The organism is Actinosynnema mirum DSM 43827, assembly GCF_000023245.1.
Classification (GTDB): Bacteria; Actinomycetota; Actinomycetes; order Mycobacteriales; family Pseudonocardiaceae; genus Actinosynnema; species Actinosynnema mirum.
On record NC_013093.1, the window covers coordinates 3,399,677 to 3,422,754 of the forward strand.

A 23,078-nucleotide genomic window follows, 5' to 3' on the forward strand; every position below is an offset into this window, starting at 1 on the left:
GAAGCAGGAGGACCACAGCGATGAGCGCGGACGTGTTCGCCAGCACCGTGTACTTCCGCCTCTCCATCGCGGGCAACAGCCTCGGCACGTTCCACACCTGCGAGGGCCTCGGCGCGCAGATGGAGGTCGAGGCCTACAACGAGGGCGGCAACAACGGGTTCGCCTGGCAGCTGCCCACCCGCATGACCTGGACCAACATCACCATGACCCGCCCGGTCACCGAGGACTCCTCCAAGGTGCTGCGCTGGCTGGACGAGACGGTGCGCCAGGTGGAGAAGAAGGACGGCGAGATCGTCGCGCTCACCCCGGACCTGAAGCCGATCGTGCGCTGGCAGGTCATCGGCGTGGTGCCGGTGCGCTGGCAGGGCCCGTCGTTCGACCCGTCCAGCTCCTCGGCCGCGGTCGAGACCCTGGAGATCGCCCACGAGGGCCTCCAGGCCTCCTGAGACCGGGAAGAAGGGAAGAACGCCGTGCCGCCCACCTCGGGCGCGAGCCTCGTCAAGGCCCGCCTGGTCATCATGGAGCCGCCCCCGAGGGTCGGCGCGAAACCGGGTGGGAAGCTCGCCACCGTCAAGTTCCAGTTCAACCCCAACGCGCTCTCGCTGTCCAAGTCCACCGAGTGGCGCCGCCAGCCCGCCCGCATGGCCGGGTCGGCCTCGCTGCCCGAGTTCGTCGGCAGCGGGCCGCGGACCCTGTCCGTGCAGGTGTTCCTGGACGCCACGGCCAAGCACGACAACTCGGTGGAGCAGCGCATCGAGAGCCTGATGGTGGCGTGCGTGCCCACCAAGAGCAGCATCGCGAAGAAGAAGCCCGCGAGCCCGTGGGTGCGCTTCGAGTGGGGCACCGCGAAGTCCGTGTCGTTCGACGGGGTGCTCTCCAGCCTGTCGGTCGACTACTCGCTGTTCGACGTCGACGGCACGCCGCTGCGCGCCACCTGCTCGCTGTCGATCGAGGAGGCCGGGGTCGACCCGCCCGGCCAGAACCCGACCTCCGGCACCGAGGAGGCCAGCCGCACGCACCGCGTCGTCGTCGGGGACACGTTGGCGCAGCTGGCGTTCCGCGAGTACGGCGACCCCACGGCCTGGCGCGTCATCGCCGAGGCCAACGACATCGACGACCCGATGGTCCTGGTTCCGGGCACCGAGCTGCTGGTGCCCCTGGCAGACGGAGGTGGCCGGTGAGCGGCACCGAGGAAGGGCGCGCGTTCGCGGCCAGCGCCGTCGTCGCGGGCGGCGGGCCGGTCCAGCCGCCGTGGGACGACGAGCTGGTCAGCTGCGTGGTGGACGAGAACGTCGGCCTGCCGGACGTGGCCGTGCTGACCTACCGCGACGGCTCGCACGAGATGCTCAAGGACACCGGGATCACGCTCGGCTCGCCGCTGGAGGTGTCGGTCGCCTCGGCCCGCACCAACGCGAAGGAGCTGCTGTTCCGGGGCGAGGTCACCTCGATCGAGCTGGAGGTCGACGGCACCGGCTCGTACACGGTGCTGCGGGCCATGAACCGCGCGCACCGGCTGCTGCGCGGGCGCCGCGTCGAGGCGTTCCACGAGATGAGCGCGACCGCGATCATCCGCAAGGTCGCCAAGAACGCCGGCCTCACCGTCGGCAAGGTCGAGGCCGCGCCGATCACCTACCAGCACATCAGCCAGGCGGGCGTCTCGGACTGGGACTTCCTGCAGACGCTGGCCCGCGAGCACGGCACGCTGGTGCGCGTGGACGACAAGGGCGTGCTGGACTTCGTCAAGCCCGAGCCCGCGTCCAAGGCGCCCGCGCCCACCACGTCGGCGGAGAAGAGCCCGTACGTGCTGGAGTACGGGCGCAACCTGATGGCGCTGCGCGCGGTCCTGGGCACCAGCGAGCAGACCGGCGGCGTGGAGGTGCGCGGCTGGAACCAGGCCACCAAGAGGGAGATCGTGGCCACCCGCAAGCCGCAGCCCAGCAAGACCGTCGTGCCCGGCCTGCTCGCCACCAAGGCCGCCAAGCTCACCTCCGGCGGCAAGCTGCTGGCCGCGGGCACCCCGTACGCCACGCAGGCCGAGGCCGACGCCGCAGCCAAGGCCCTGGAGGAGTCGCTGAGCGCGGGCTACGGCGAGCTGGAGGCCGTGGTGGAGGGCAACCCGCAGCTGCGCGCGGGCATCCCGATCGCGCTGGGCAACGTCGGCGCGGCGTTCAGCGGGCGCTACACCGCCACCGCCGTCACGCACGTCATCGAGCCGAACCGGGGCTACCGCACCACCGTGCTCGTCAGCGCCTCCGCCGACCGCTCGTTCGCGGGCCTCGTCGCCCACGACTCCATCCCGTCCAGGGGCCCGAGGATGCCGGGCCTGGCCATCGCCGAGGTCACCGACATCAAGGAGACCGGCAACGGCGAGCGCGGCTGGGTGCGGCTGAGGTTCCCGTGGCTGGACGACAAGTACGTCTCCGACTGGGTGCGCACCGTGCAGCTCGGCGGCGTCGCGGGCGGCGGCGTGTTCAGCCCCGACGTCAAGGACGAGGTCCTGGTCGGCTTCGAGCAGGGCAGCCTCGACCGGCCCTACGTGCTCGGCGGGCTCTACAACGGGGTGGACAAGCCGTCCAAGCACGACCAGAAGCTCGTGGACGGCCGCAGCGGCAAGGTCAACCGCCGCTCCCTGGTCAACCGCAAGGGCGACCGGCTCGAACTGCTCGACGGCGCCGCCGCGCAGGGCGTGCGGCTCGGGTCCGGCGACGACAAGCTCGAAGTGGTGCTGGACCGCAAGAAGAACGAGCTGCGGCTGATCCAGGGCGGCCGGACCGGCGGGTGCAGCATCACGCTCTCCCGCACCGGGGTCGAGATCGACGCCGGTCGCGGCGGGATCACGCTCAAGGCGGGCCGCAAGGTCGACGTCTCGGCCAGGACCGGCGTCGACATCGACACCGGCTTCACCGGCGACGTCGTCGTCAAGGGCCGCACCATCCGGCTCAACTGAGCCGGCACCGAGTCAGCGCGAGGAGGACCAGCCATGCCCATGGCTGCCAGGGTCAACGACAAGACCACGCACGGCGGCACGATCGGACCGCCCAAGTCGGCGAAGGCCATGACCGTGCTCGTCCAGGGCCTGCCCGCCGCCGTGGTCAGCGCCCAGCACGTCTGCGTCATCCCGCCGCACGCCATCGCGAGCGTGGCGAACCTGGTGCTGCCGGGGAAGTCCTTGGCCAGCAGGGTGTTCGTCGGCGGGCTGCCCGCCGCCGTCGTCGGCGACCAGACCTCGTGCGGGGCGAAGATCATCCCGATCCCGCCGCTGCGCACCGTCTTCGTCGGGGGGCCGCTGTGAGCGGGTTCATCGGCCGGGGTTGGGGCTTCCCGCTCGGCGTCGACGCGCGCGGCGGCATCGGCATGGTCGAGCGCGAGCAGGAGATCCAGGAGGCCGTGCGGCTCATCCTCGGCACCGCGCCCGGCGAGCGGCCCATGCGCCCGGAGTTCGGCTGCGGCATCCACGACCTGGTGTTCGCCTCCGCCGACGGCGCCACCGCCGGTGACATCTCCCGCGAGGTGCGCACCGCACTGGAGCGCTGGGAGCCGCGCATCGAGGTCACCGACGTGGTCGTCGCGTTCGACGCGGTCGACACCGGCACGCTCTACATCGACGTGCGCTACCTGGTCCGCAGCACCAACGACCCGCGCAACCTGGTCTTCCCCTTCTACACCATCCCCTCCGAGGAGAGCGAGGTCGTCTGATGCTGCCCGCCCCGAACCTCGACGACCGCCGGTTCCAGCAGCTCGTGGACGAGGCCAAGCGGTACGTCCAGCAGAGCTGTCCGGAGTGGACGGACCACAACGTCTCCGACCCCGGCGTCACGCTGATCGAGACCTTCGCGCACATGGTCGACCAGCTGGTGTACCGGCTGAACCGGGTGCCGGAGAAGAACCACCTGGCGTTCCTCGACCTGCTCGGCGTCAGCCTGTTCCCGCCCACCGCCGCCCGCGCGGGCGTCACGTTCTGGCTGTCCGCCGCCCAACCGGACACCGTGCTGCTGCCCGCCGGGACCGAGGTCACCACGATCGGCGGCGAGAGCACGGGCGGTGTCGTGTTCGCCACCACCGACGACCTGCCGATCGTGCCGTGCGAGCTGGAACGGCTGGTCACCCGCACCGAGGGCGGCGAGCACGCCGACCGCACCAGGGACCTGCGCGGCAACGCCGACGTCGACCCGGACACCCGCAAGAACGTCCAGGTGTTCCAGCCCTCGCCGCGCGCGGGCGACGCGATGCTGATCGGCCTGTCGGCGGCGGTGCCGCGCTGCGCCGTCGTGCTGCGCCTGGACAGCAGCGTGGAGGGCATCGGCGTCGACCCGAGGCAACCGCCGCTGGTGTGGGAGGCCTGGGACGGCGCCGGGTGGGCGCCGTGCGAGGTCGACGAGGACGGCACCGGCGGGCTGAACCGGCCCGGCGAGGTCGTGCTGCACGTGCCCGCCGGGCACGTCGAGTCGAACGTCGCGGGCAGCACCGCCGGGTGGTTGCGCTGCCGCGTCGTGGAACCCGTCACGGGGCAGCCGTTCTACTCCGAGTCGCCGACCGTGCGCGAGGTGGAGGCCTACACCATCGGCGGCACCGTCGTCGCCGAGCACGCCGAGACCAGCACCGACGTCGTCGTCGGCGAGTCGGCCGGGGTGCCGGGCCAGCGGTTCCCGCTGCCCTCCGCGCCGGTGCTGCTGGACGGGCCGCCCGTGGTCGTGCAGGTCTCCGAGGGCGAGGGCTGGGTCGACTGGTCCACGGTGGACGACTTCGGCTCCTCGGGGCCGGACGACCGGCACGTCGTGCTCGACGCGGGCACCGGCGAGCTGCGGTTCCCGCCCGCCGTGCGCGAGGCCGACGGCGGGCTGCGCCGCTACGGGGCCGTCCCGGCCAAGGGCGCGGTGATCCGGGTCCCCCGCTACCGCACCGGGGGCGGGCGCGGCGGCAACGTGGCGCGCGGCGCGATCTCCGTGCTGCGCAGCTCCGTCCCGTACGTGGCGGAGGTGGTGAACCGGGAGGCGGCGCGCGGCGGCGTGGAGGCCGAGACCGTGCCCGAGGCCAAGCAGCGGGTGCCCAACCAGCTGCGCGCCCAGTGGCGGGCGGTCACCGCCGAGGACCACGAGCTGCTCGCCAAGCAGGCCGCGCCGTCGCTGGCGCGGGTGCGCTGCCTGCCCGCCGAGCACGGCGCGCGGGTGCTGCTGGTGCCCGACGCGGTGGCCGACGAGGACGACCGGTTGCGGTTCGAGCAGCTCATGCCGGGGCAGGAGCTGCTGACGACGGTGGCCCGGTACCTGGAGGAGCGCAGGCTCATCGGCAGCCGCCTGGTGGTGGAACCGCCGCGCTACCAGGGGGTCACGGTCGTGGCGCGGCTGGTGGCCGCCGAGTCCGAGGCCGAGCGGGTGCGGCGCGAGGCGCTGGCCGCCCTGCACCGCTACCTGAACCCGCTGCGCGGCGGGCGCGACGGCGAGGGGTGGGAGTTCGGCAGGCCCGTGCAGTTCGGCGAGGTGTTCGCGGTGCTGCAACGGGTTCCGGGGGTGTCGCTGGTGGAGGAGATCCGGATGTTCCCGGCGAACCCGATCACCGGGGCGCGCGGCGGGCCGGTGGAGCGGCTGGAGATCGCGCCGAACGCGCTGGTGTTCTCGCACCAGCACCAGGTCGCGGTGGAGCAGCGGTGAGGGCCGCGCTGCCGGAGCTGCCCAGCAGCCACCCCATCGGCGCCCTGCTGCCCGCCCTGTACGCGGAGGACGGGTTCGCGCAGCGGTTCACCGACGGGCTCGACGCGGTGCTGTCGGCGATTTTGTCCACTGTGGACAACATTACCGCTTACCTCGACCCCGACCTCGCGCCGGAGGACTTCCTGGCGTGGCTGTCGGAGTGGGTCGCGGCCGAGGTCGACCCCCGGTGGCCGCTGGAGCTGCGGCGCGCGGCGGTGAGCCGGGCGGTGGAGCTGCACGCCAAGCGCGGCACGGTGTCCGGGCTGGTGGAGCGGGTCGAGCTGTCGCTGGGGGTGCGGGTGGAGGTGCTGGACGGGCCGGGCGCGAGCTGGTCGCCGGAGCCGGACGCCACGATCCCGGCGGGGCCGGACGGGCCGGTGGTGGTGCGGGTGCGGCCGGGGGTGGCGGCGGTGGACCGGGAGCGGGTGGAGGAGCTGGTCGAGTCGCTGTGCCCGGTGCACCTGCGGTGCGTGGTCGAGGTGCTGGACGGGGAGCCGGGGTCGGACGGGGAGCGGGGCGGTGAGGCGGGGTGAGCGCGGTGACGTGCCCGCAGTGCGGGGCGCAGGTCGGGCCGCTGGACGACTTCTGCGGCAACTGCGGGACCTACCTGGGGTGGGGGAGCGGCAAGCAGGGCGGGGGAGGGGGCGCCGTGGGGGCGCCTTCGGCCCCGCCTCGGGCTGAGCCACCCAGAGCCGAACCACCACGACCTGAACCACCACGACCTGAACCGCCTCGGGCGGAGCCGCCACGGGTTGAGCCGCCTCGGGCTGAGCCGCCACGCGCGGAACCGCCGCGGGTTGAGCCGCCACGGGTTGAGCCGCCGCGGGCGGCCCCCGAGCCGCCGAGGGCGGACCCGTCCCGCGCTTTCCCACCGCGTGCCGAACCCGCGCGTGTCGAGCCGCCGCGCGCCGAACCCCCGCGCACCACCCCGCCCTGGGCCGTGCTGCCGACCGACGAGCAGCCGAAGTCCCCGCCCCCCGAGCCCACACCCGCCGCACCCCCACCACCCCGCCCTGAGCCCACCGGCTCCGCCTGGGCCCGGTTCCTCAAGGCCATCCGGTGGCCCTGGTGGGGTGGCCGTTCCACCAGCTTCGCCACCACCGGCGACACCCGCGCCCCCGCGCCCGCCGTGTTCGGCCCCGCCGCCCCCGCGCAGGCGGCCGAGCGCGCCCCCGGCGACCTCGGCCCCGTCCTGCCCGGACTGCCCGAGGCCCAGCGCCCCGAGACCACCACCCCGATCCGGGACGGCGTCGTCGGACCGCCGTGCCCCAACTGCGGCACCGCCAACCCGCCCGACCGCCGCTTCTGCCGCCGCTGCGCCACCCCGCTCCACCCGGAGCAGCGCGCCAGGCAGGCAGGCGGCAGGCAGCGCAGGCGGTGGCGCGGCGACCGGTCCCGGCTGCTGCGCAGGCTCGCCGCCATCGCCGCCGTCGCGGCCCTGCTGATCGCCGGCTACCTCTTCTCCCCGCGCGCGGTCGACCTGTGGCAGGACACCCTGGACAAGCTCGCCACCCCGGCCCCGGTCGGACCCTCGGGCACCGACGCCAGCGCCCAGCTGCCCGACCACCCGGCGAACCTCGCCGTCGACGGCGCCAGCAACCGCTACTGGGGCGCCCCGGCCGTCGGCGACTCGATCGAGTTCGCCTTCGCCGAGCCGTTCCGCCTGCTCGCCCTGATCGTGCACACCGGGGCCGCCGAGGACCAGCAGCAGTTCGCCGCCCAGGGCAGGCCCTCCTCCCTGGAGGTGGTCACCACCGCCGAGGACGGCACGACCCGCGCCGAGCGGGTCGAGCTCGCCGACAAGCCGGGACCGCAGCAGTGGAACACCGGCGTCAGCGACGTGGTCCGGATCCGCCTGGTGATCACCGGCGCGGCCGGTCAACCGCCCGGCGGGCACATCGCCCTCGGCGAGGTCGAGTTCTTCCGCAGGCCCTGATCCCCCCACCGAGACGAGGAGCGCACCGATGGACATCGCCGTGGTCACCGACCCCACCGGGCTCGTCGGGGGCGAGGTGGTGCGCGCCCTCGGCCCCCGCTACGACCTGCTCGTCGGCCTCGACGCCACCGCGGGCCCCACCACCCCCGCCGAGCCGACCGCCCGCTTCCGCCACCACCGCGTCGACCTCGCCGACCGCGCCGCCGTCTCCACCGTGCTCGCCGAGTACGGCTCGGACGTGCGCCTGGTCGTCCACACCGGCCGCGAGCCCGAGGGCCAGGACCTGATGCTGATCGCGGTCGGCACCTCGAACCTCCTGCACGCCGTGCACGCCCGCTGCCCGGACGCGGTGTTCGTGCTGAACTCCGGCGTGGAGGTCTACGGGACCGCTCCCAACCTTCTGCCCCTGGTCGAGTCCGCCACCCGCTGGGACCTGCCCGAGGACCACCCGGCGCACGACCGCGGCCTGCCCGAGGCCCGCCACGTCGACCACGTGGAGCGCACCCCGCGCGGCACCGCCCTGCTCGCCGCCGACCTCGCCGCCCAGGACAGCGGCAAGCGGCTCGACGTCGCCGTCGGCGTCTTCCGCACCGCCGGCCTGGTCGCCACCACCGGCGAGTCCCCGTTCGCGCAGCACGGCTTCGTCTCCGCCCTCGTCCGCGACGCCCTGCGCGGCTCCCCGTTCGTGGTCCGGGGCTTCGGAGGCAAGCAGGTGCGGGACGTGCTCGACGTCGCCGACCTGGTCGAGATGTTCTGGCAGTTCGCCATGGCCCCCAGACCCGGCGAGGTCTACCACGCCGGCGGCGGCAGGGAGCGCAGCTGCTCCCTGCTGGAGGCCATCGCGGGCTACGAGCACCTCACCGACCACCAGGTCGCCTTCGACTACGACCCCGAACCCCGCTACGCCGACGTGCGCTACTGGAGCACGGACACCGCCAAGTTCCGCGCGCACTACCCGCGCTGGCGGCCCACCACCGCGCTGCCCGACCTGGTCGCGGCGGCCCACCGGCACTGGTCGGCGCGGCTGGAGCGGCTGCCTGGAGAAGTCGTGTAGAAGCGGTTGAGAACGCGTGAAGCGGCCACCGGCAGAGTCGGACTCGCACAATCCGGGACTGTGGGAGGCAGTGGTGGATCAGCGAGTTCGGGTGGCGGTGCAGTCGACCGACCACCTCAGCCTTGCGGGGCTCACGAGTTACCTCGCGGGAAGGTCCGAGGTCGTGCTGGTGGGGCAGCGCGAGCGGGCGAGCGCGGACGTGGCCGTGGTGGCGGTGCCGAAGTTCACCGAGGAGGTCACCTCCCGGCTGCGGCGCGCCGCGACCGAGGCGGGGACGCCGGTGGTGCTGGTGCTCGACGAGGTGGGCGACGCGGACGTGCTCACCGCCGCCGAGTGCCGGGTCGTGGCGATCGTGCCGCGCACCGCCGCCACCGGCGACCGGGTGCTGCGCAGCGTCCTCGCGGCGGCCGAGGGCGGCGGGGTGATGCCGCCGAACCTGGTGGCCGAGCTGCTCAGGCACGTGCAGCGGCTCCAGCGCGAGCTGGTGGCCACCGAGACCGGCCCCGACCGGCTCACCTCGCGGGAGGCCGACGTGCTGCGGCTCATCGCGGAGGGACTGGACACCGCCGAGATCGCGACCAGGCTCAGCTACTCGGAGCGGACCGTGAAGAACGTCTTCTACGGCATCACGACGCGGCTGCACCTGCGCAACCGGCCGCACGCGGTGGCGTACGCGCTGCGGAAGGGGATGATCTGAGGTGGCCGCCCCCTCCGGCGCGGACCGGGGCGGTGACGGCGGGCCGGTGGACCGGAAGGCCGACATGCGCCGGGTGGTCGACCTGCTCGTGCGGGGAATCAGGGCGACGGGCGCGCCGAAGGCCGTGCCCGCGCCGCGCGGCCCGGCGCCCGTCGACCCGGACTGGGTGATGTCGCGGGACGGGGTGATCGGCGCCCCGCTCGTGGCCGAGGAGGGCGGTCCGGCGGGTCTGCTGCCGTGACCGGTCCCCGCGCGGTCCCGAACTGGGGGAGGACCGCCGGGGGAACGGGCAGGGGTGGCCCCGAGCGCCGCCCGGACGCGGCCCGCCGACCGTCCGGAGTGGACCGGGAGCGCTCCCGCACCCCGAACCCGATCCCCGCACGCCCGACGTCACGCCCGACCGCAGGCCCGACGTCACGCCCGACCGCAGGCCCGACGTCACGCCCGGCCGCAGGCCCGACGTCACGCCCGGCCGCAGGCCCGACGTCACGCCCGGCCGCAGGCCCGACGTCACGCCCAACCGCCCGCGAGTCAGTCCCCGCCCGCCCGCTCCAGCAGCCGCCGCACGTCCCACCGCGCGCCCAGCCCCTCGTACACCTCCAGCGCCTCGCCCAGCGCCGCCTCCCGCTCGGCCGCGCCCGCCCCGGACCGCCCGGCCAGCAGCACCGCCCGGTCCTCCAGGGTCTGCCCCAGCTCGAACACCCGCCCGGCCCGCCGGTAGTGCCCGGCGACCTCGGCCAGCCCGTCCGCGTCGCCCTCCAGCACGCACCGGCACCGCCGCGCCGCAGCCGCCGCCCGCGCCGTCGTGGTCTCCCGCGCCGCCTCCGCCTCGCACGCCTCGACGGCCTCGCGCGCCGTGGCCCGGTCCCCGCAGGCCAGCGCCAGCCGCACCAGGTCCGGCAACCACTGGTGCCGCAGCATCATCTGCGCGAACCGGGTGTCCAGGATCGCCCCGAGCAGCTGCACCGCCCCCGCCTCGTCGCCGCCGCGCGCCGCCCCCATCGCCTCGGCCGCCACCAGGAAGTCGCAGTTCTCCCGGTCCGCCGCCGTGACCAGCGGCAGGTTCGCCCCGGCCGCCAGGTGCGCGGCCAGCGCCGCCCCGTCGTCCCGGTGCGCGGCGATCAGCGCGGCCACCCCGTGCAGCAGCAGCACCGGCCCGCCCTCGCGCAGCCCGAACCCGGTGAACTCCTCCGCGTCCGCCATGACCGCCCCGAGCCGCGCCACCGCCCCGCCCCAGTCGCCCAGCCAGAACCCGTGCACCGCCGCCGCCACCTGCAGCCCGGCCACCGGCGTGCCCGGACCGGCCACCCGGAACGCCTGCTCCAGCACCTGACCGGCCTCGTCCAGCCGGTCGAGGCACTGGAGCGTGAACACCCGGTTGTCCAGCAGCACCAGCCGCAGGTCGGCCAGCCCCACGTCCGTGCCGACCACGTCCAGCGCCTGGTCCAGGTAGCCGACGGCCCGCGCGTAGTCCCGCCGCACCGCCTCCACCTGCCACAGCACCTCCAGCGCCTGCCCGATCGCGAACGGGTCGCCCGCCCGCTCGCCCACCGCGATGGCCTGCCGCGCGCTCACCGCCGCCTGGTCCAGGTCCCCGACCCCGGCCCGCTGCACCAGCGACAGCAGCGACAGCAGCCGCGCCCGCCAGGTGTCGGTGAGCACCGGGTCGGCCAGCGCCTCCCGCAGCTCCGCCAGCGCGGCGCGCGGCCGGGACGCCCGGTAGGGCACGTACGCCAGCGTCCAGCGGGCCTTGGCGACCTGGTCGGCGTCGCGCAGACCGGGAAGGGCGCGCCGGGCGTGCTCCTCGGCCTCGGCGTCCCGGCCCACCCGGAACAGCACCGAGCTCAGCCGCGCGGCCAGCGCCGACCGGGTGTCCTGCGGGGCGCGCGGCGAGGCCAGGCACCGCTGCAGCAGCTCCACCGCGACCAGCGGCGCCCGGTCCCCGAGCGGCTGCGCGTTGCCGACCACCCAGCGCACCGCCCACGCGTCCACCTCGCCCGCCGCCGCCATCAGCTGCCCGGCCACGTGCTCGGCGGGCGCCCCGGACTCGGCGAGCGCCCGCGCCGCCTGCTGGTGCAGGGCGGTGCGCAGCGCGGACGGGGTGCCCTCGTACAGGGCCTGCCGGATCACCGGGTGCCGGAACGCCATCCGCGACCCGGCGTCGCGCAGCACCCCGGCCGCGAGCGCCTCGGTGAACGCGCCCAGCAGGTCCGGCACCGGCCTGGCCAGCACCACCGACAGGTCCTCCACGGAGAACTCGCCGCCGAGCAGCGCGGCCCAGCGCAGCACCTGCCTGGTCGGGTCGGTCAGGAAGTCCAGCCGGTCGGCCACCGCCGACACCAGCGACACCGGGGTGCGGTCCAGCACGTCCGGGGCGACCTCGGCGATCCCGGCCGACACCAGCACCGCGCGCTCGCGCACCAGCGCGTCGGCGACCTCCCGCACGTACAGCGGGTTGCCGCCCGCGCGCGCCGCGACCCGCCGCAGCCCCGGCCCCGGCGCGGCCCCGACCAGCTGGCCGACCACGCTGGTGACGGCCGAGTCGGTCAGCGGCAGCAGGTCCAGCGCCGCCCCGCCCGCCTCGGCGTCGCGGCGCAACCGGGCCACGTCGACCCGGTGCGGCACCGGCCTGGCCGCCCCGACCAGCAGCAGCGGCTGCCTGCGGGCGACGCCGGTGAGCCGGTGCCACAGCTCGGTGCTGCTCTCGTCGGCCCACTGCAGGTCGTCCATGACCACGGTCAGCGGCCCGTCCCCGCACAGCCGCTCCACGAGCGCGCCCAGCCGCTCCACGGCCGCCGCGATCGGGTCACCGGCGGTGAACACCGACCCGGACGGCGGGCGCTCGTCGCGCAGGGCGCGGGCGGTCGCGGCGCGGCGCGGGTCGGGGGAGCGCACGTCCACGTCCAGGCAGTCCATGGCCAGCCGCAGCGGGAACCGGGTGCCCAGCTCGTCGGCGACGCCGTGCGCGACGCGGTGACCGGCGGCCGAGGCGAGCGCGGTCACCGCCGCGAGCAGGCTGGACTTGCCGATGCCCATCTCGCCCTCCACCCACAGCACCCGCCCCCGGCCCGAGGACGTGGCGCCGATCAGCTCCCGAGCCACCCGCAGCTCCTCGTCCCGGCCGACGAGGACCTGGTCGGCCTCACCGCGCCTCGGCCGGGGGATGGCGGCGGCCTGCGGCGGATCCTGGCCGGGGCCCGCGCGGTGGTCGCGCAGCACCAGGTCGCGGGCGGCGCGCAGGCCGGGTCCGGGGTCGACGCCCAGCTCGTCGCGCAGCACCCGCCTGGCCTCCCGCAGCACCTCCAGCGCCTCGGCGCTGCGCCCGGCCCGGTGCAGCGCGAGGGCGAGCAGCTCGCGGGCGCGCTCGCGCAGCGGCTCCTCGGCGACCAGCGCGCCCAGCTCGCCGATGACGTCGCCGTGCTCGCCCAGCGCCAGCGCCGCCTCGGCCCGCGCCTCGCGCGCGGCGGAGCGGGCCTCGCCGAGGGAGGCGCGCCGGGCGCGGGCGAACGGGCCGTCCAACCCGGACAGGGCGGTGCCGCGCCACAGCGCCAGCGCCTCGTCGAGCGTGCGCAGCGCGGCCCGGTGCTCCTCGGCGGCGAGCTGCTCGCGGGCGCGCTCGCGCAGCGCGGCGAACGCGGCCACGTCCGAGTCGGCCGCCTCCAGGCGCAGCCGGTAGCCGGAGCCGGAGGACTCCAGCAGCCGGGGCGGCGTCCCGCGCGGCCGGTCGGGTTCGAGGGCCTTGCGCAGCACGGACACGTAGGTGTGCACGCTGCCGCCCGCCGTGGCGGGCGCGTCGTCGCCCCACACGCCCCGGATCAGCTCGTCCCGCCGCACGGCCGTGCCCGCGCGCAGGGCGAGCACGGTGAACACCCCGCGCTGCCGCGACGACCCGAGCTCGACCTCCCGCTCGCCGACCCAGGCGCGCACCGGCCCGAGCAGCGCGACCCGCAACCCCGCCGCCCCACCGCTCACGCCGCCCCTCCCGCCCGCCGCACGCCCGAAGCGCGCCCGCTCCACCCGGCCACCCCGGTCGCACGCGCGCGCCCGGTGGTTCCCGAGCGCCCCGAGGTCCCGAGGCCCGCAGCCCGGACGGCCGGACCGCTCCGGCGCTCCCGCCCGGCGTGCCGCAGCACCGCCGTCCCCGCCACGCGCACCGCCCCAGGCCCACTGCGCTCGCCTGTTGCCGGACCGTCATGCCCCGGCCCCTCGCCCCACCCGACCGCCCCGCTCCGCCCGCCGCACCCGGTCAACCCCGGAGCCACCACCCGGAAGACCCGCGCCCGCATCCACCCTCCAGCCTCATCGCGCTCCCCGCGCCAACCGCCCGAACCGCGCCCGAGCCCGCCGCGCGTCCGCCTCCGCGCCGAACCCCCGGTACACCTCCACCGCCTCGGCGAGCCGCACCTCGTCGCCCAGCAGGACCGCCGCGTCCTCCAGCGCCCCCGCCAGATCAACGGTCCGACCCGCCGCCCGGTAACGCCCCGCCGCCACCAACACCTCGGACGGATCAGCGGCCAGCAGTCCCCGGCAGTGCGCCGCCGCCACCTCCGCGCCCTCGTCCAGGCACACCCGCAGCGCCCGCTCCGCCACGTCCCGCGCGCCCTCCACCAGCGCGGACCGGGTCAGCAGCGGCATCCAGCGGTGCCGCGCCAGCAGCCCGCGCGGGCGCAGCAGCGGCACCAGCGCGGGGACCGGCGCGCTCCCGGCCAGCGCCCGCGCGACCGCCAGGAAGTCCGCCTGCTCGTGGTGCGCGGGCAGCACCGGCGGCGGCGCCCCGTCCCACCGCACCGGCAGCCCCCGCCGCACCCGCACCAGCGCCGCGATCCCCCGCCCCAGCAGCACCCGCCCCCGTTCGCGCGACCCGGACCGCGCCACCCCGTCCTCGGCCCGCTCCAGCGCCCGGTCCCACCGCCCCGTCCAGTAGTCCTGCTCGGCCGCCCGCACCAGCGCCGCGCCGTGCACCAGCGACCCCGGCGCGTCGGCCCGACCGGCGCGCAGCACGGCGTCCGCGTCGGCGAACCGGTCCAGCGCCCGCAGCGCCTCCGCCCGGTCCGCGACCAGCTCGTGCCACAGCCCGACCAGCACCGGGTCGCCCGCCACCAGCGCCGCGCCCTCCTCGGCGCGGGCGAGCGCGCCCGCGTGGTCGCGCCGCGCCATCGCCACCTGCCACCGCGCGCGCAGCGCCAACCCGTCCGCGAACCGGTCGCCGGGCGGCACGGCCAGCGCGTGCGCCTCGGCCGCCACCACGTCGTCCAGCCCCTCCCGGTGCACCACCGCCAGCAGCGCCCGCATCCTGGCCCGCCACACCGGCGTGCTCGCCGGGTCCGCGATCGCCTCCGCGAGCATCCGGGACGCCTCACCGGGCTCGCCGTCGTCGTTCTGCAACCGCGCCAGCATCCAGCGCATCTCCCCGATCCGGTCGGCGTCCCTGGAGCGGGCCAGCACGTACCGGACCTCCGCGTCGGGCCGCTCGCCGAGCAGGAACAGCAGCCGGGCCAGGGCGGCCAGCAGCCGCTCCCGGTGCGCCGGTTCCAGCGCGGGCTGCCGCGCCACCGACCGCAGCAGCTCCACCGCCGCCTCGGGTTCGGCCGCCGCGAGCGGGTCGGCCCGCGCGGTCAGCCAGTCCACGACCCAGTCGTCGGCCAGCTCGGGGGCCGCCGCGATCTGCCCGGCCACCACCGCCACCGCCGCACCGGCCTCGGCCAGCGCCCGCGCGGCCTGCCGGTGCAGCGCGGACCGCACCGCCTCGGGCACCCCCAGGTACAGCACCTGCCGCACCAGCGGGTGCCGGAACGCCAGCAGCTCGCCGCCGTCCACCAGCAGCCCCGACTCGGTCGCCTCGGACAGCGGCCCGAGCAGCCCGGACGCGGGAGTGCCCAGCGCGGTCGCCACGTCGGCCACGGCGAACCGGTCGCCGAGCAGCGCGGCCCGGCGCAGCACCTCGGTGGCGTCGTCGGACAGGAACGACAACCGCCTGCCCAGCGCCGCCACCAGCGACGGCGACGCGGTCCGCCCGACGTCGTCCACGTCGGCCACCCCGCCGCGGCGCTCCAGCGCGCCCTCGCGCACCAGCGCGTCGGCCAGCTCGCGCACGTAGAGCGGGTTGCCGCCCGCGCACCCGGCCAGCCGCAGCAGCTCCGGTCCCGGCGCGGCCCCGACCTGCTCGGCGAGCAGCCCGGCGACCTCGGGCTCGGACAGCGGCCCGAGCCCCAGCACCAGCCCGCCCCGGTCGGCGGCGGCCCGGCGCACCCGGTCGACGTCGCCGCGCCGGGGCACCGGGCGGGCGGCGGCGACCAGCAGCAGCGGCAGCTCACCGGTGAGCCCCAGCAGCCGCCGCCACACCGCGACGCTGGCCTCGTCGGCCCACTGCGCGTCGTCCACCACGAGCACCACGGGCCCGGCCGCGCACAGCTCGGCGACGAACCCGGTGAGCCGCTCGGCGGCGGCGGCCACCGGGTCGCCGAACCAGGAGGCGGGGTCGTCGAGCGCGGCGGCGAGCGCGACCCGGCGCGGGTCGGCGGAGCACGGCGACACGTCCAGGCAGTCCAGCACCACCCGCAGCGGGAAGCGACCGCCCAGCTCGTCCCCGCGCGCCCAGCCGAGCTGCACGTCGCGGGCGTCCAAGGCGACGTCGAGCAGGGCCGACTTGCCGATCCCCGGCTCACCCTCCACCCACACCGCCCCACCCCGCCCGGCCACCACCTCGGCGACGGCGGCCCGCAGCGCGGCCAACTCCCGCGCCCGCCCGGCGAAGCCGCGGGGGACGGCGGTGGGGGTGGACAGGGCGGGCCGCCCAACGCCGTGCTCACCGGCGGCTGCGGCGTCCACCCCCGACCAGCCGGGGAGCCCGTCACCCGCCCCGCCGCTCAGGAACCCGGAGCCCGCCCGACCCGCGCCCGCTCGTGCGACGCCCGACAGCCCGGCACCCGGCGATCCGGCACCCGGCGATCCGGCACCCGGCGATCCGGCACCCGGCGACCCGTCGTTCCGGAATCCGCCACCTTGCTGATCTGCGCTCCCGCGGCCACTTCCGGCCCGCCCGGCACCCGGCGACCCGTCACCGGGGAACCCGCTGCCCGCCCGGCCCGCGCTCCCACGTCCACCGCCCGCCTGGCTCGCGCCCGCTCGGCCGCTTCCCGCCTGCCCGCCCTCTGCCTGCCCGCCCTCTGCCCGCCCGCCCTCTGCCCGCCCGCCCTCTGCCCGTCCGCCGCCTGTCTGACCTGCGCCCGCTCGTCCAACGCCCGCCTGCCCGCTCCCCGCCCGCCTGCCACCGGCCCGGTCAGCGCCCGCCTCCCCGTCACCGGTCCGCGCGTCGCCGCCCCACCGACCCCCGCCCTGCCCGCCGCCGGTCCATCCGCCCCCGCCCTGCCCGCCCCTGCCCCGCCCGTTCCCGCCGCTTCCCCCGCGCTCCCACGCGTCACCACCCGGCGGCCCGCCCCCGGCCCGCCCGCCACCTGACACATCGCCGCCCGACACATCACCACCCGGCCAAGAGCTCCCGCGCGGTGGCAGCAGGTCCGCCCCGCGCGCCCACGCCGCCCCGTCCGAGGCGCTCCCGTGGTCCCCGAGCACCTGGCTGTGCGCGTGCCGCAGCGCTGGCCCCGGCTCGATCCCTAGCTGCTCGACGAGCGCGTCCCTGGCGTCCCGGAACACCTCCAGCGCCTCGGCCTGCCGCCCACCCCGGTGCAGCGCCTGCATCAGCAGCGCCCGCAGCCCCTCCCGCATCGGGTGGTCGGCGGTCAGCGCCGTCAGCTCGGCGACCACGTCCGCGTGCCGCCCCAGGCCCAGCGCCAGCTCGGCCCGCCGCTCGACGGCCGCCAGCCGCAGCTCCGCCAGCCGCGACCGCTGCGCCTCGGCGAACGGCCCCGGCACCCCGGACAGCGCGTCGCCGCGCCACAGCCCGAGCGCCTCGTCCAGCTCGCGCAGCGCGCCCGCCGGGTCGGCGGCGGCGAGCTCCTGCGCGCGTTCCCGGTGCGCCTCGAAGCGGTGCACGTCCAGCCCGTCGGGCTCCAGCCGCAGCGCGTACCCGGCCCCGACGGAGTCGATCACGCCGGTCGCGGCGCGGTGCGAGCGGTCCGGGTCGAACGCGCGGCGCAGCCCGGACACGTAGGTGTAGAGGCTGGCGCCCGCCGTGGCCGGGGGAGCGTCGCCCCACACGCCGTCGACCAGCTCGTCCCTGGCCACGGTCTGCCCGGCCCGCACCGCCAGCACGGCGAACACCGCCCGCCTCCGGGCGGCCCCGACGTCCACCTCGGTCTCCCCGAGCCACGCCCGCACCGGCCCCAGCAGGGCGACGCGCAGCGGCGCTCCACTAGGCACGACGACTCCTCCCCGACCGGTGGAGGGGGGCCGCTTCGCGCGCCGAGCTGGAATACCCGGTCATCCCCGACTGGTGCTCCACAGCACAACACTTACTCGTTCCCGGTGCCGCGACGGTGTTCGCGGTAATGCGGCCACCCGCGTTCCCAGAAACATATTCACTTTCCGTGCCCGTCCACCGGCATTGTGGTGAACGCGGATACTGCTCCGGATGGGGTAACTCGCGCCAGCGCGCGTCGGAGTGCCGAGAAGAAATACTCGGAGTGGAAAAAGTCATGCGAGCCTCATCACAGCGGGTTCTTCCTGTCGTCGCAAGTGCTTGAGATGTGCGGAACATGCGCACGCGGCGCGCCACCTGAAGGAATGGCCGAACAACCGGAAAGCGCACCGAACACCCCGGTTGAGACACCGCCGCCACCACCTCACCCGCTCGGTCGCCCCGCACAACCACCCGCCCGCGATCGCCGCCCCACCCGCGCCCACGTGACCCGCGTGCTCGTTCGGAGACCGCCCGCGACCGCCCGCGCCACGCGCTCGCCGGGCCCGACCGCTCGATGATCCGTTCAACCACCGGTGCGGTCCCGTTCATCCCCGCCCTGCCCGATCCCGCGCCCGGACCTGCCCGCCTCCCGCCCGTCGCGCCCCGTTCGCGCCCTGCTCGGGGGTGCTGGAGGTCCCGCCGGTCCCGGCACCAACGACCCTGTGCGACCCCCGCCCCGCCGAGCAGGATCAGTGGTGTGGAGGTGGGAGTGATGACGGAGAAGCCGATCGTCGTGGGAGTGGACGGGACCACCGACGGTGAGCGCGCCCTGGTCTGGGCGCTCGACGAGGCCGCGACGCGCGGCTGCCCGCTGCACGTGGTCAGCGCCTGGGACTACGAGCCCCTCGCGGACTGGACCGAGCAGGCCGAGACGCTGGCCCGCCGCCGGGCCGAGACGATCATGGACAACGCCCTGCGCCGCGCCGCCGACCGGCCCCAGCCGCCCGCCGTGGTGCGGCGCGCGGTGCGCGGACCTGCGGCCGAGGTGCTGGAGTCGGAGGCCACGGGCGCGGCGATGCTCGTCCTGGCCGCGCACACCGGTGGCGGACTGCGCCGCTCGGCGTTCGGCCGGGCGCTGCTGGGCGCGACCAGCACGCACTGCGTCCGCCGCGCACCCGCCCCGGTCGTGGTGCTCCCCGCCCGCTGACCCCGGCGGAACGGGACCGGGCAGCGTCGCCCGTCACCCCGGAAAACCACGAACCGGGTGAAAACGCCCGAACGACGTCACCGATGATCCGCGCGGAGGACACCGACCCCGGTGCTCCACCGCGCCGTCGGCGTTCACACCCGGCAGTTCACGCCCCCGCGAACCCCTGTCCGGTCCGCCACACCACCAGGTGTCCAGCGCTTAGCTCAGTAGGGTGACCCGGTTGGTGGACCCGAACACCCAGGAGTGACGCGTGAACGACTGGCCGCGATTGACCCAGGACGAGCAGCGCGAACTCCTGGCCGTGATAGCCGTGACCCTGCTCGAATCCGCCCCGTCCGACTGGCAGCGGATAGTGCTGGAGCACCGCCAGCTCGGCGGCCACATCGAGATCAGCGTCGGCCTGATCAGCGAGGACGGCGCCCTGCGCGCCTGGACCCCGCCCCAGCGGGTCTGGCACCGGTTCCAGGACCTCCGCGCGGGCGTGCGCGAACCCGACCGGGGGACGTGGTTCACCGCCCGCTACACCCTGGAGCGCCCGGACCGCTTCGACGTCCACTACGAGTGGACCGCCGAACCCGAGTTCCGCGAACCCCCGACCGTCCGGGACTACCGGGAGGACTGGGACGAGTTCCCCCGCACCCCCGAGCACACCCCGGCCTGGTTCCGGGAGCGGCTGCGGGACGCCGTCGGCGATCCAGGTCACAAAGCTTGCCTCTGACGTCAATGTCAGGTTTTAGCGTGGGCTCCAGCACCCGAACACCGGCACTAGGAGCCTTCGTGTCCACCAGCAGCGCAGAGCGCGCGGCAAGCCTGCTCTCCCGCCCCTTCACGGTCGGCTCGCTGACCGTGCCCGGCCGGGTGGCGATGGCCCCCATGACCCGCGCCTTCTCGCCCGACGGCACCCCCGGCGCCGACGTGGCCTCCTACTACGCGCGCCGCGCCGCGGGCGGCGTCGGCCTGATCGTCACCGAGGGCACCTACGTCAACCACCGCTCGGCGGGCCTGAGCGACCGCATCCCGCGCTTCCACGGCGAGGCGCAGCTCGCGGGCTGGGCGAACGTCGTCGAGCAGGTCCACGCGGCGGGCGGCACGATCGTCCCGCAGCTGTGGCACGTCGGCATGGCCCGCCCGGCGGGCTCCGCGCCGAACCCGGACGCCCCGTCGATCGGCCCGTCCGGCGTCGGCATCGGCGGCACCGCCGACGGCGACACCATGACCCAGCGGGACATCGACGACGTCGTCGCCGCCTTCGCGACCGCCGCGGCGGACGCCGAGCGCATCGGCTTCGACGGCATCGAGCTGCACGGCGCCCACGGCTACCTGATCGACCAGTTCCTGTGGGCGGGCACGAACCGCCGCACCGACGCCTACGGCGGCGACCCGGTGGCCCGCACCCGCTTCGCGGCCGAGGTGATCGCCGCCGTGCGCGCCGCGGTGTCCCCGGACTTCCCGCTGATCCTGCGCATGTCCCAGTGGAAGATGGGCGACTACGCCGCCCGCATCGCCGACACCCCGCAGGAGCTGGAGGCGATCCTCGCCCCGCTCGCCGCCGCGGGCGTCGACGTCTTCCACGCCTCCACCCGCCGCTACTGGGACCCCGAGTTCGACGGCGAGGGCGACCTGAACCTCGCGGGCTGGGTGAAGAAGCTGACCGGCAAGGCCACCATCAGCGTCGGCTCGGTCGGCCTGGACGCGGACGTGTCGAAGTTCTTCGGCGGCGACCCGTCGGCCGCGCGCGCCGACATCGACGCCCTGCTCGACCGCCTGGAGCGCGACGAGTTCGACCTGATCGCCGTGGGCCGCGCCCTGCTCGCCGACCCGGAGTGGGTGGCGAAGGTCGTGTCGGGCCGCGCCGACGAGATCACCCCGTTCACCAAGGACGCCGCGACCACCCTCGTCTGACCGCGTCCGGCGACGCCGGGCGGCGCGGGACCCCACGGGCCCCGCGCCGCCCGGCGTCGTCGCGCAGCCCCCGGATCGCGCCGACGAGGGCCGCCGATCAGGGGTGAGGGCGCCATGACCACTCCCGGCCGCGTACAGTCGTGGGTGTCGGGTTCCAGTCGCGGCACCAGCCGCTGCGGTCCCCGGTCCACGCCGGCCCGGTGGTCATTCGGCCGGGGATCAGGAGACCGGCTTGCAGCCGGATCGCCAGCACGTCCCTCCCGCAACTCCCGCAGCACCCGTCCTCGGCGCACCGCGCGGTCGCGCCACCCACGTCGAACGGGGTGCCCGATGAGCTGGAGCGCGAAGGTCTCCCCCGAGCGGAGCGTCTCGGCGGGTCGCGACGCGGCGCGCGAGGCCGCAGACCGGGCCGAGAACGTCCACCGGCACCGCGCAGCCCTGGTCGTCGCAGACCACTCCACGAGCGTCACCGACTGCCGGGAGCTGCTGGTCATGCTGGGCCTGTCCGGCCGCGTGCCGAGCACCGCCGCCCCCGAGCGGCTGCCTTAACGACCCGTGGGCGCGTGATGGGGGGCAGGTCCGCTGACCTGCCCCCCATCACGCGCCCCGGACCCGCCGTCCGCGCTCACCCGCGCGCCGCCGGGTCCAAGTCCCCAGGGCGCAGCCGGAACACCCGCGTGCCCTGCCCGAAGTACTTCCCGGTCTCCCCGACCCAGCCCATGCCGTCCCGGTCGCCCACCACGTCGTCCGCCGCGTCCTCGACCGGCGCGACGTCCTGACCGGCCAGCCGGACCACGGAGAACACCTCGGTGACGCCGTGGCCGAACGCCCACGCCGCCAGCGAGGTCACGCACTCGGCGGCCTCCCGCGCGCCCGGCTCGGACAGCCAGTCGACCTCCCAGTCCTCGCCACCGGGCGGCAGCGGCAGCAGCGCGGCCCCGCCGACCACCCGCCCGTCGGCGACCCGCTGCACCGCCCACCGCCCGGCGGGCGACTCCAGCGACCCGCCCTCGGCGATCCAGCCCGCGAGCAGCAGCCGCATGGCGGCCAGGTCGGGCACCGGCCCCACCCTGGGGCTCAGCCCCCGCCCGCCGCCGTCGCCGCCGTAGAGCGCCAGCGCGACCTCGGCGTCCTCCGCGCGCCAGGCGCGGAACACCAGCCCGCCGCCCGGCGCGGTCGGCCCCGTGCGGGGCCGGGCCTCAGCCCGCACCGCCCCACCCGTTCGAGCGGCCACGCGAGCTCTGGCGCTGGGCGGAACCGGCGCGCGCGCCGCCGGAGCGGCCCGAGCCGGAGCGGCCCTGGTAGCCGTCACGCCCGCGCGGGTCGCGGCCGGAGTCGCCTCGCGGCGCCGAGGGGCGCGCGGGCCGCCAGGCGGGCGCGTGCTCGTCCCAGCCCTCGCCGAGCGGCGTCAGCGACGGCACGAAGCGGGGGTCCACCGTGCCGCTCTGCTCCCACGGGACGGCCTCGCGGCTGTCGCTGTCGGGGTGGCTGAACACGACGGGGTGCACGACCTCGGCGGTGGTGCGGATCTGCGTCTGGGGCATGGGGTTCCCGGTCCTCCGGTGGGTAATGGTCGGCGCCGGGCTCGTCGGCCCCGCGGTCGTCGGCGCGGTGGTCATCGGGACCCCGCGCGGCGGCGCATCCGCCTGGCGAGCCCGGCCCAGTCCGCCTCGCGGACCAGCGCCAGCGGGCGTCCGACCCCGACGCCGCCCGCGACGGCCTCGGCGACCAGCTCGGCCACCACCTCCGGCGCGGGCACCAGGTCGCCCGCCGGGCGGGACAGCACCACGGGCTCCTCGCCGGGGCGGGTCTCGACCGACACCACCCAGCCGCTCGGCGCGCTCCAGACCAGCATCAGGTCCCGGTCGGGGTGCGCCTCGGCGCGGTTGCCCAGCGCGAGGTAGGCGGTGGCGGTGTCGGTGACCTCGAACGAGGTCCCCTCGATCGAGACCCCGACGGCCTCGGCCACCACCTGGACGTAGTCGGCGAGCGCGTCCGCCAGCACGTGCGCGCCGTCGTGCTTGACCACGTCGCCCCCGTCCTCGGCGGACCGCTCGGGCCCCGCCTGGGCGGGCACCCCCTGCCACGCCGCCGGGGAGCGCCGGGGGAGTGGCGCGCGTTCCTGACCCGTCCCGCGCGCCGGGACGCCGCCCCGTGCCGGGACGTCCTCGCGGGACCTGCTCTCCCGCCGGGGCGGGAGGGCGCTCTTCGGGCCGGGTCGGGTGGATGTCCTGCTTCGCGTCATGTGGCTCCGTGTCCTGGGGCCCCGCCGGTTCCGCGTTCCCGCCGCGCC

Annotated in this window: 20 protein-coding genes; 15 read left to right on the plus strand and 5 right to left on the minus strand. The window is 76.4% G+C overall.

From position 1 onward, the window contains the following. Positions 1 to 20: 20 nt before the first annotated feature. The 11 genes from AMIR_RS14715 to AMIR_RS14765 all read left to right on the plus strand — a co-directional run bounded on the left by AMIR_RS14715 (position 21) and on the right by AMIR_RS14765 (position 9,615). On the plus strand, positions 21 to 446 hold the full coding sequence (locus AMIR_RS14715; protein ID WP_015801753.1) for a phage tail protein: 426 nt from the start codon (positions 21 to 23) through the stop codon (positions 444 to 446). Positions 447 to 470: 24 nt separating this feature from the next. Further along, positions 471 to 1,181 carry a CIS tube protein gene (locus tag AMIR_RS14720; protein WP_015801754.1) on the plus strand — a complete coding sequence of 237 codons (711 nt, stop codon included), beginning with the start codon at positions 471 to 473 and terminating at the stop codon, positions 1,179 to 1,181. After that, positions 1,178 to 2,947 carry a VgrG-related protein gene (locus tag AMIR_RS14725; protein WP_015801755.1) on the plus strand — a complete coding sequence of 590 codons (1,770 nt, stop codon included), beginning with the start codon at positions 1,178 to 1,180 and terminating at the stop codon, positions 2,945 to 2,947. The genes AMIR_RS14720 and AMIR_RS14725 overlap by 4 nt, the downstream gene beginning before the upstream one ends. 33 nt (positions 2,948 to 2,980) lie before the next feature. Next, positions 2,981 to 3,292 carry a PAAR domain-containing protein gene (locus tag AMIR_RS14730; RefSeq protein WP_015801756.1) on the plus strand — a complete coding sequence of 104 codons (312 nt, stop codon included), beginning with the start codon at positions 2,981 to 2,983 and terminating at the stop codon, positions 3,290 to 3,292. Continuing rightward, the gene (locus AMIR_RS14735; protein WP_015801757.1) at positions 3,289 to 3,696 is read left to right on the plus strand and encodes a GPW/gp25 family protein; all 408 of its coding nucleotides are present in this window, start codon (positions 3,289 to 3,291) and stop codon (positions 3,694 to 3,696) included. Before AMIR_RS14730 ends, AMIR_RS14735 begins: the two co-directional genes overlap by 4 nt. Next, the gene (locus AMIR_RS14740) at positions 3,696 to 5,648 is read left to right on the plus strand and encodes a putative baseplate assembly protein (protein WP_015801758.1); all 1,953 of its coding nucleotides are present in this window, start codon (positions 3,696 to 3,698) and stop codon (positions 5,646 to 5,648) included. The genes AMIR_RS14735 and AMIR_RS14740 overlap by 1 nt, the downstream gene beginning before the upstream one ends. After that, positions 5,645 to 6,220, plus strand: coding sequence for a phage tail protein (locus tag AMIR_RS14745; protein ID WP_015801759.1), 576 nt, complete (start codon positions 5,645 to 5,647; stop codon positions 6,218 to 6,220). Before AMIR_RS14740 ends, AMIR_RS14745 begins: the two co-directional genes overlap by 4 nt. Positions 6,221 to 6,627: 407 nt before the next feature. Continuing rightward, positions 6,628 to 7,623: a zinc ribbon domain-containing protein gene (locus AMIR_RS14750; protein WP_015801760.1), complete on the plus strand. Its 996-nt coding sequence runs from the start codon at positions 6,628 to 6,630 to the stop codon at positions 7,621 to 7,623. 28 nt (positions 7,624 to 7,651) lie between these two features. Beyond that, positions 7,652 to 8,677, plus strand: coding sequence for an NAD-dependent epimerase/dehydratase family protein (locus AMIR_RS14755; protein WP_015801761.1), 1,026 nt, complete (start codon positions 7,652 to 7,654; stop codon positions 8,675 to 8,677). A 73-nt stretch (positions 8,678 to 8,750) separates the two neighbouring features. Beyond that, positions 8,751 to 9,374 (plus strand): helix-turn-helix transcriptional regulator, encoded by a 624-nt coding sequence (locus tag AMIR_RS14760; RefSeq protein WP_015801762.1) that lies wholly within the window; start codon positions 8,751 to 8,753, stop codon positions 9,372 to 9,374. 1 nt (position 9,375) lies between these two features. Next, positions 9,376 to 9,615 carry a hypothetical protein gene (locus tag AMIR_RS14765; protein ID WP_015801763.1) on the plus strand — a complete coding sequence of 80 codons (240 nt, stop codon included), beginning with the start codon at positions 9,376 to 9,378 and terminating at the stop codon, positions 9,613 to 9,615. A gap of 290 nt (positions 9,616 to 9,905) precedes the next feature. On the opposite strand, the gene AMIR_RS14770 is transcribed toward AMIR_RS14765, so the two are convergent. Both AMIR_RS14770 and AMIR_RS42730 read right to left on the minus strand, forming a co-directional pair. Then, the gene (locus tag AMIR_RS14770) at positions 9,906 to 13,346 is read right to left on the minus strand and encodes an ATP-binding protein (RefSeq protein WP_015801764.1); all 3,441 of its coding nucleotides are present in this window, start codon (positions 13,344 to 13,346) and stop codon (positions 9,906 to 9,908) included. 327 nt (positions 13,347 to 13,673) lie between these two features. Next, positions 13,674 to 17,693, minus strand: coding sequence for an ATP-binding protein (locus AMIR_RS42730; RefSeq protein ID WP_015801766.1), 4,020 nt, complete (start codon positions 17,691 to 17,693; stop codon positions 13,674 to 13,676). A 752-nt stretch (positions 17,694 to 18,445) separates the two neighbouring features. On the opposite strand from AMIR_RS42730, the gene AMIR_RS14780 reads away from it, so the two are divergent. The 4 genes from AMIR_RS14780 (at position 18,446) to AMIR_RS14795 (ending at position 21,334) form a co-directional block, all read left to right on the plus strand. Beyond that, on the plus strand, positions 18,446 to 18,880 hold the full coding sequence (locus AMIR_RS14780) for a universal stress protein (RefSeq protein ID WP_015801767.1): 435 nt from the start codon (positions 18,446 to 18,448) through the stop codon (positions 18,878 to 18,880). Positions 18,881 to 19,133: 253 nt separating this feature from the next. Further along, positions 19,134 to 19,601, plus strand: a complete 468-nt coding sequence (locus AMIR_RS14785) for a hypothetical protein (RefSeq protein ID WP_015801768.1) — start codon at positions 19,134 to 19,136, stop codon at positions 19,599 to 19,601. A 59-nt stretch (positions 19,602 to 19,660) separates the two neighbouring features. After that, on the plus strand, positions 19,661 to 20,785 hold the full coding sequence (locus AMIR_RS14790) for an NADH:flavin oxidoreductase (protein ID WP_015801769.1): 1,125 nt from the start codon (positions 19,661 to 19,663) through the stop codon (positions 20,783 to 20,785). Positions 20,786 to 21,115: 330 nt separating this feature from the next. Beyond that, positions 21,116 to 21,334, plus strand: coding sequence for a hypothetical protein (locus tag AMIR_RS14795; protein ID WP_015801770.1), 219 nt, complete (start codon positions 21,116 to 21,118; stop codon positions 21,332 to 21,334). A gap of 76 nt (positions 21,335 to 21,410) precedes the next feature. Here the strand turns inward: AMIR_RS14795 and AMIR_RS14800 are convergent, their stop codons facing one another. The 3 genes from AMIR_RS14800 to AMIR_RS35730 form a co-directional block, all read right to left on the minus strand. Beyond that, positions 21,411 to 21,995, minus strand: a complete 585-nt coding sequence (locus AMIR_RS14800; protein ID WP_015801771.1) for a GNAT family N-acetyltransferase — start codon at positions 21,993 to 21,995, stop codon at positions 21,411 to 21,413. Beyond that, on the minus strand, positions 21,985 to 22,329 hold the full coding sequence (locus AMIR_RS14805; RefSeq protein ID WP_015801772.1) for a hypothetical protein: 345 nt from the start codon (positions 22,327 to 22,329) through the stop codon (positions 21,985 to 21,987). The genes AMIR_RS14800 and AMIR_RS14805 overlap by 11 nt, the downstream gene beginning before the upstream one ends. Before the next feature lie 71 nt (positions 22,330 to 22,400). Beyond that, positions 22,401 to 23,030, minus strand: a complete 630-nt coding sequence (locus AMIR_RS35730; protein WP_143760736.1) for a DUF6292 family protein — start codon at positions 23,028 to 23,030, stop codon at positions 22,401 to 22,403. Positions 23,031 to 23,078: the final 48 nt, after the last annotated feature.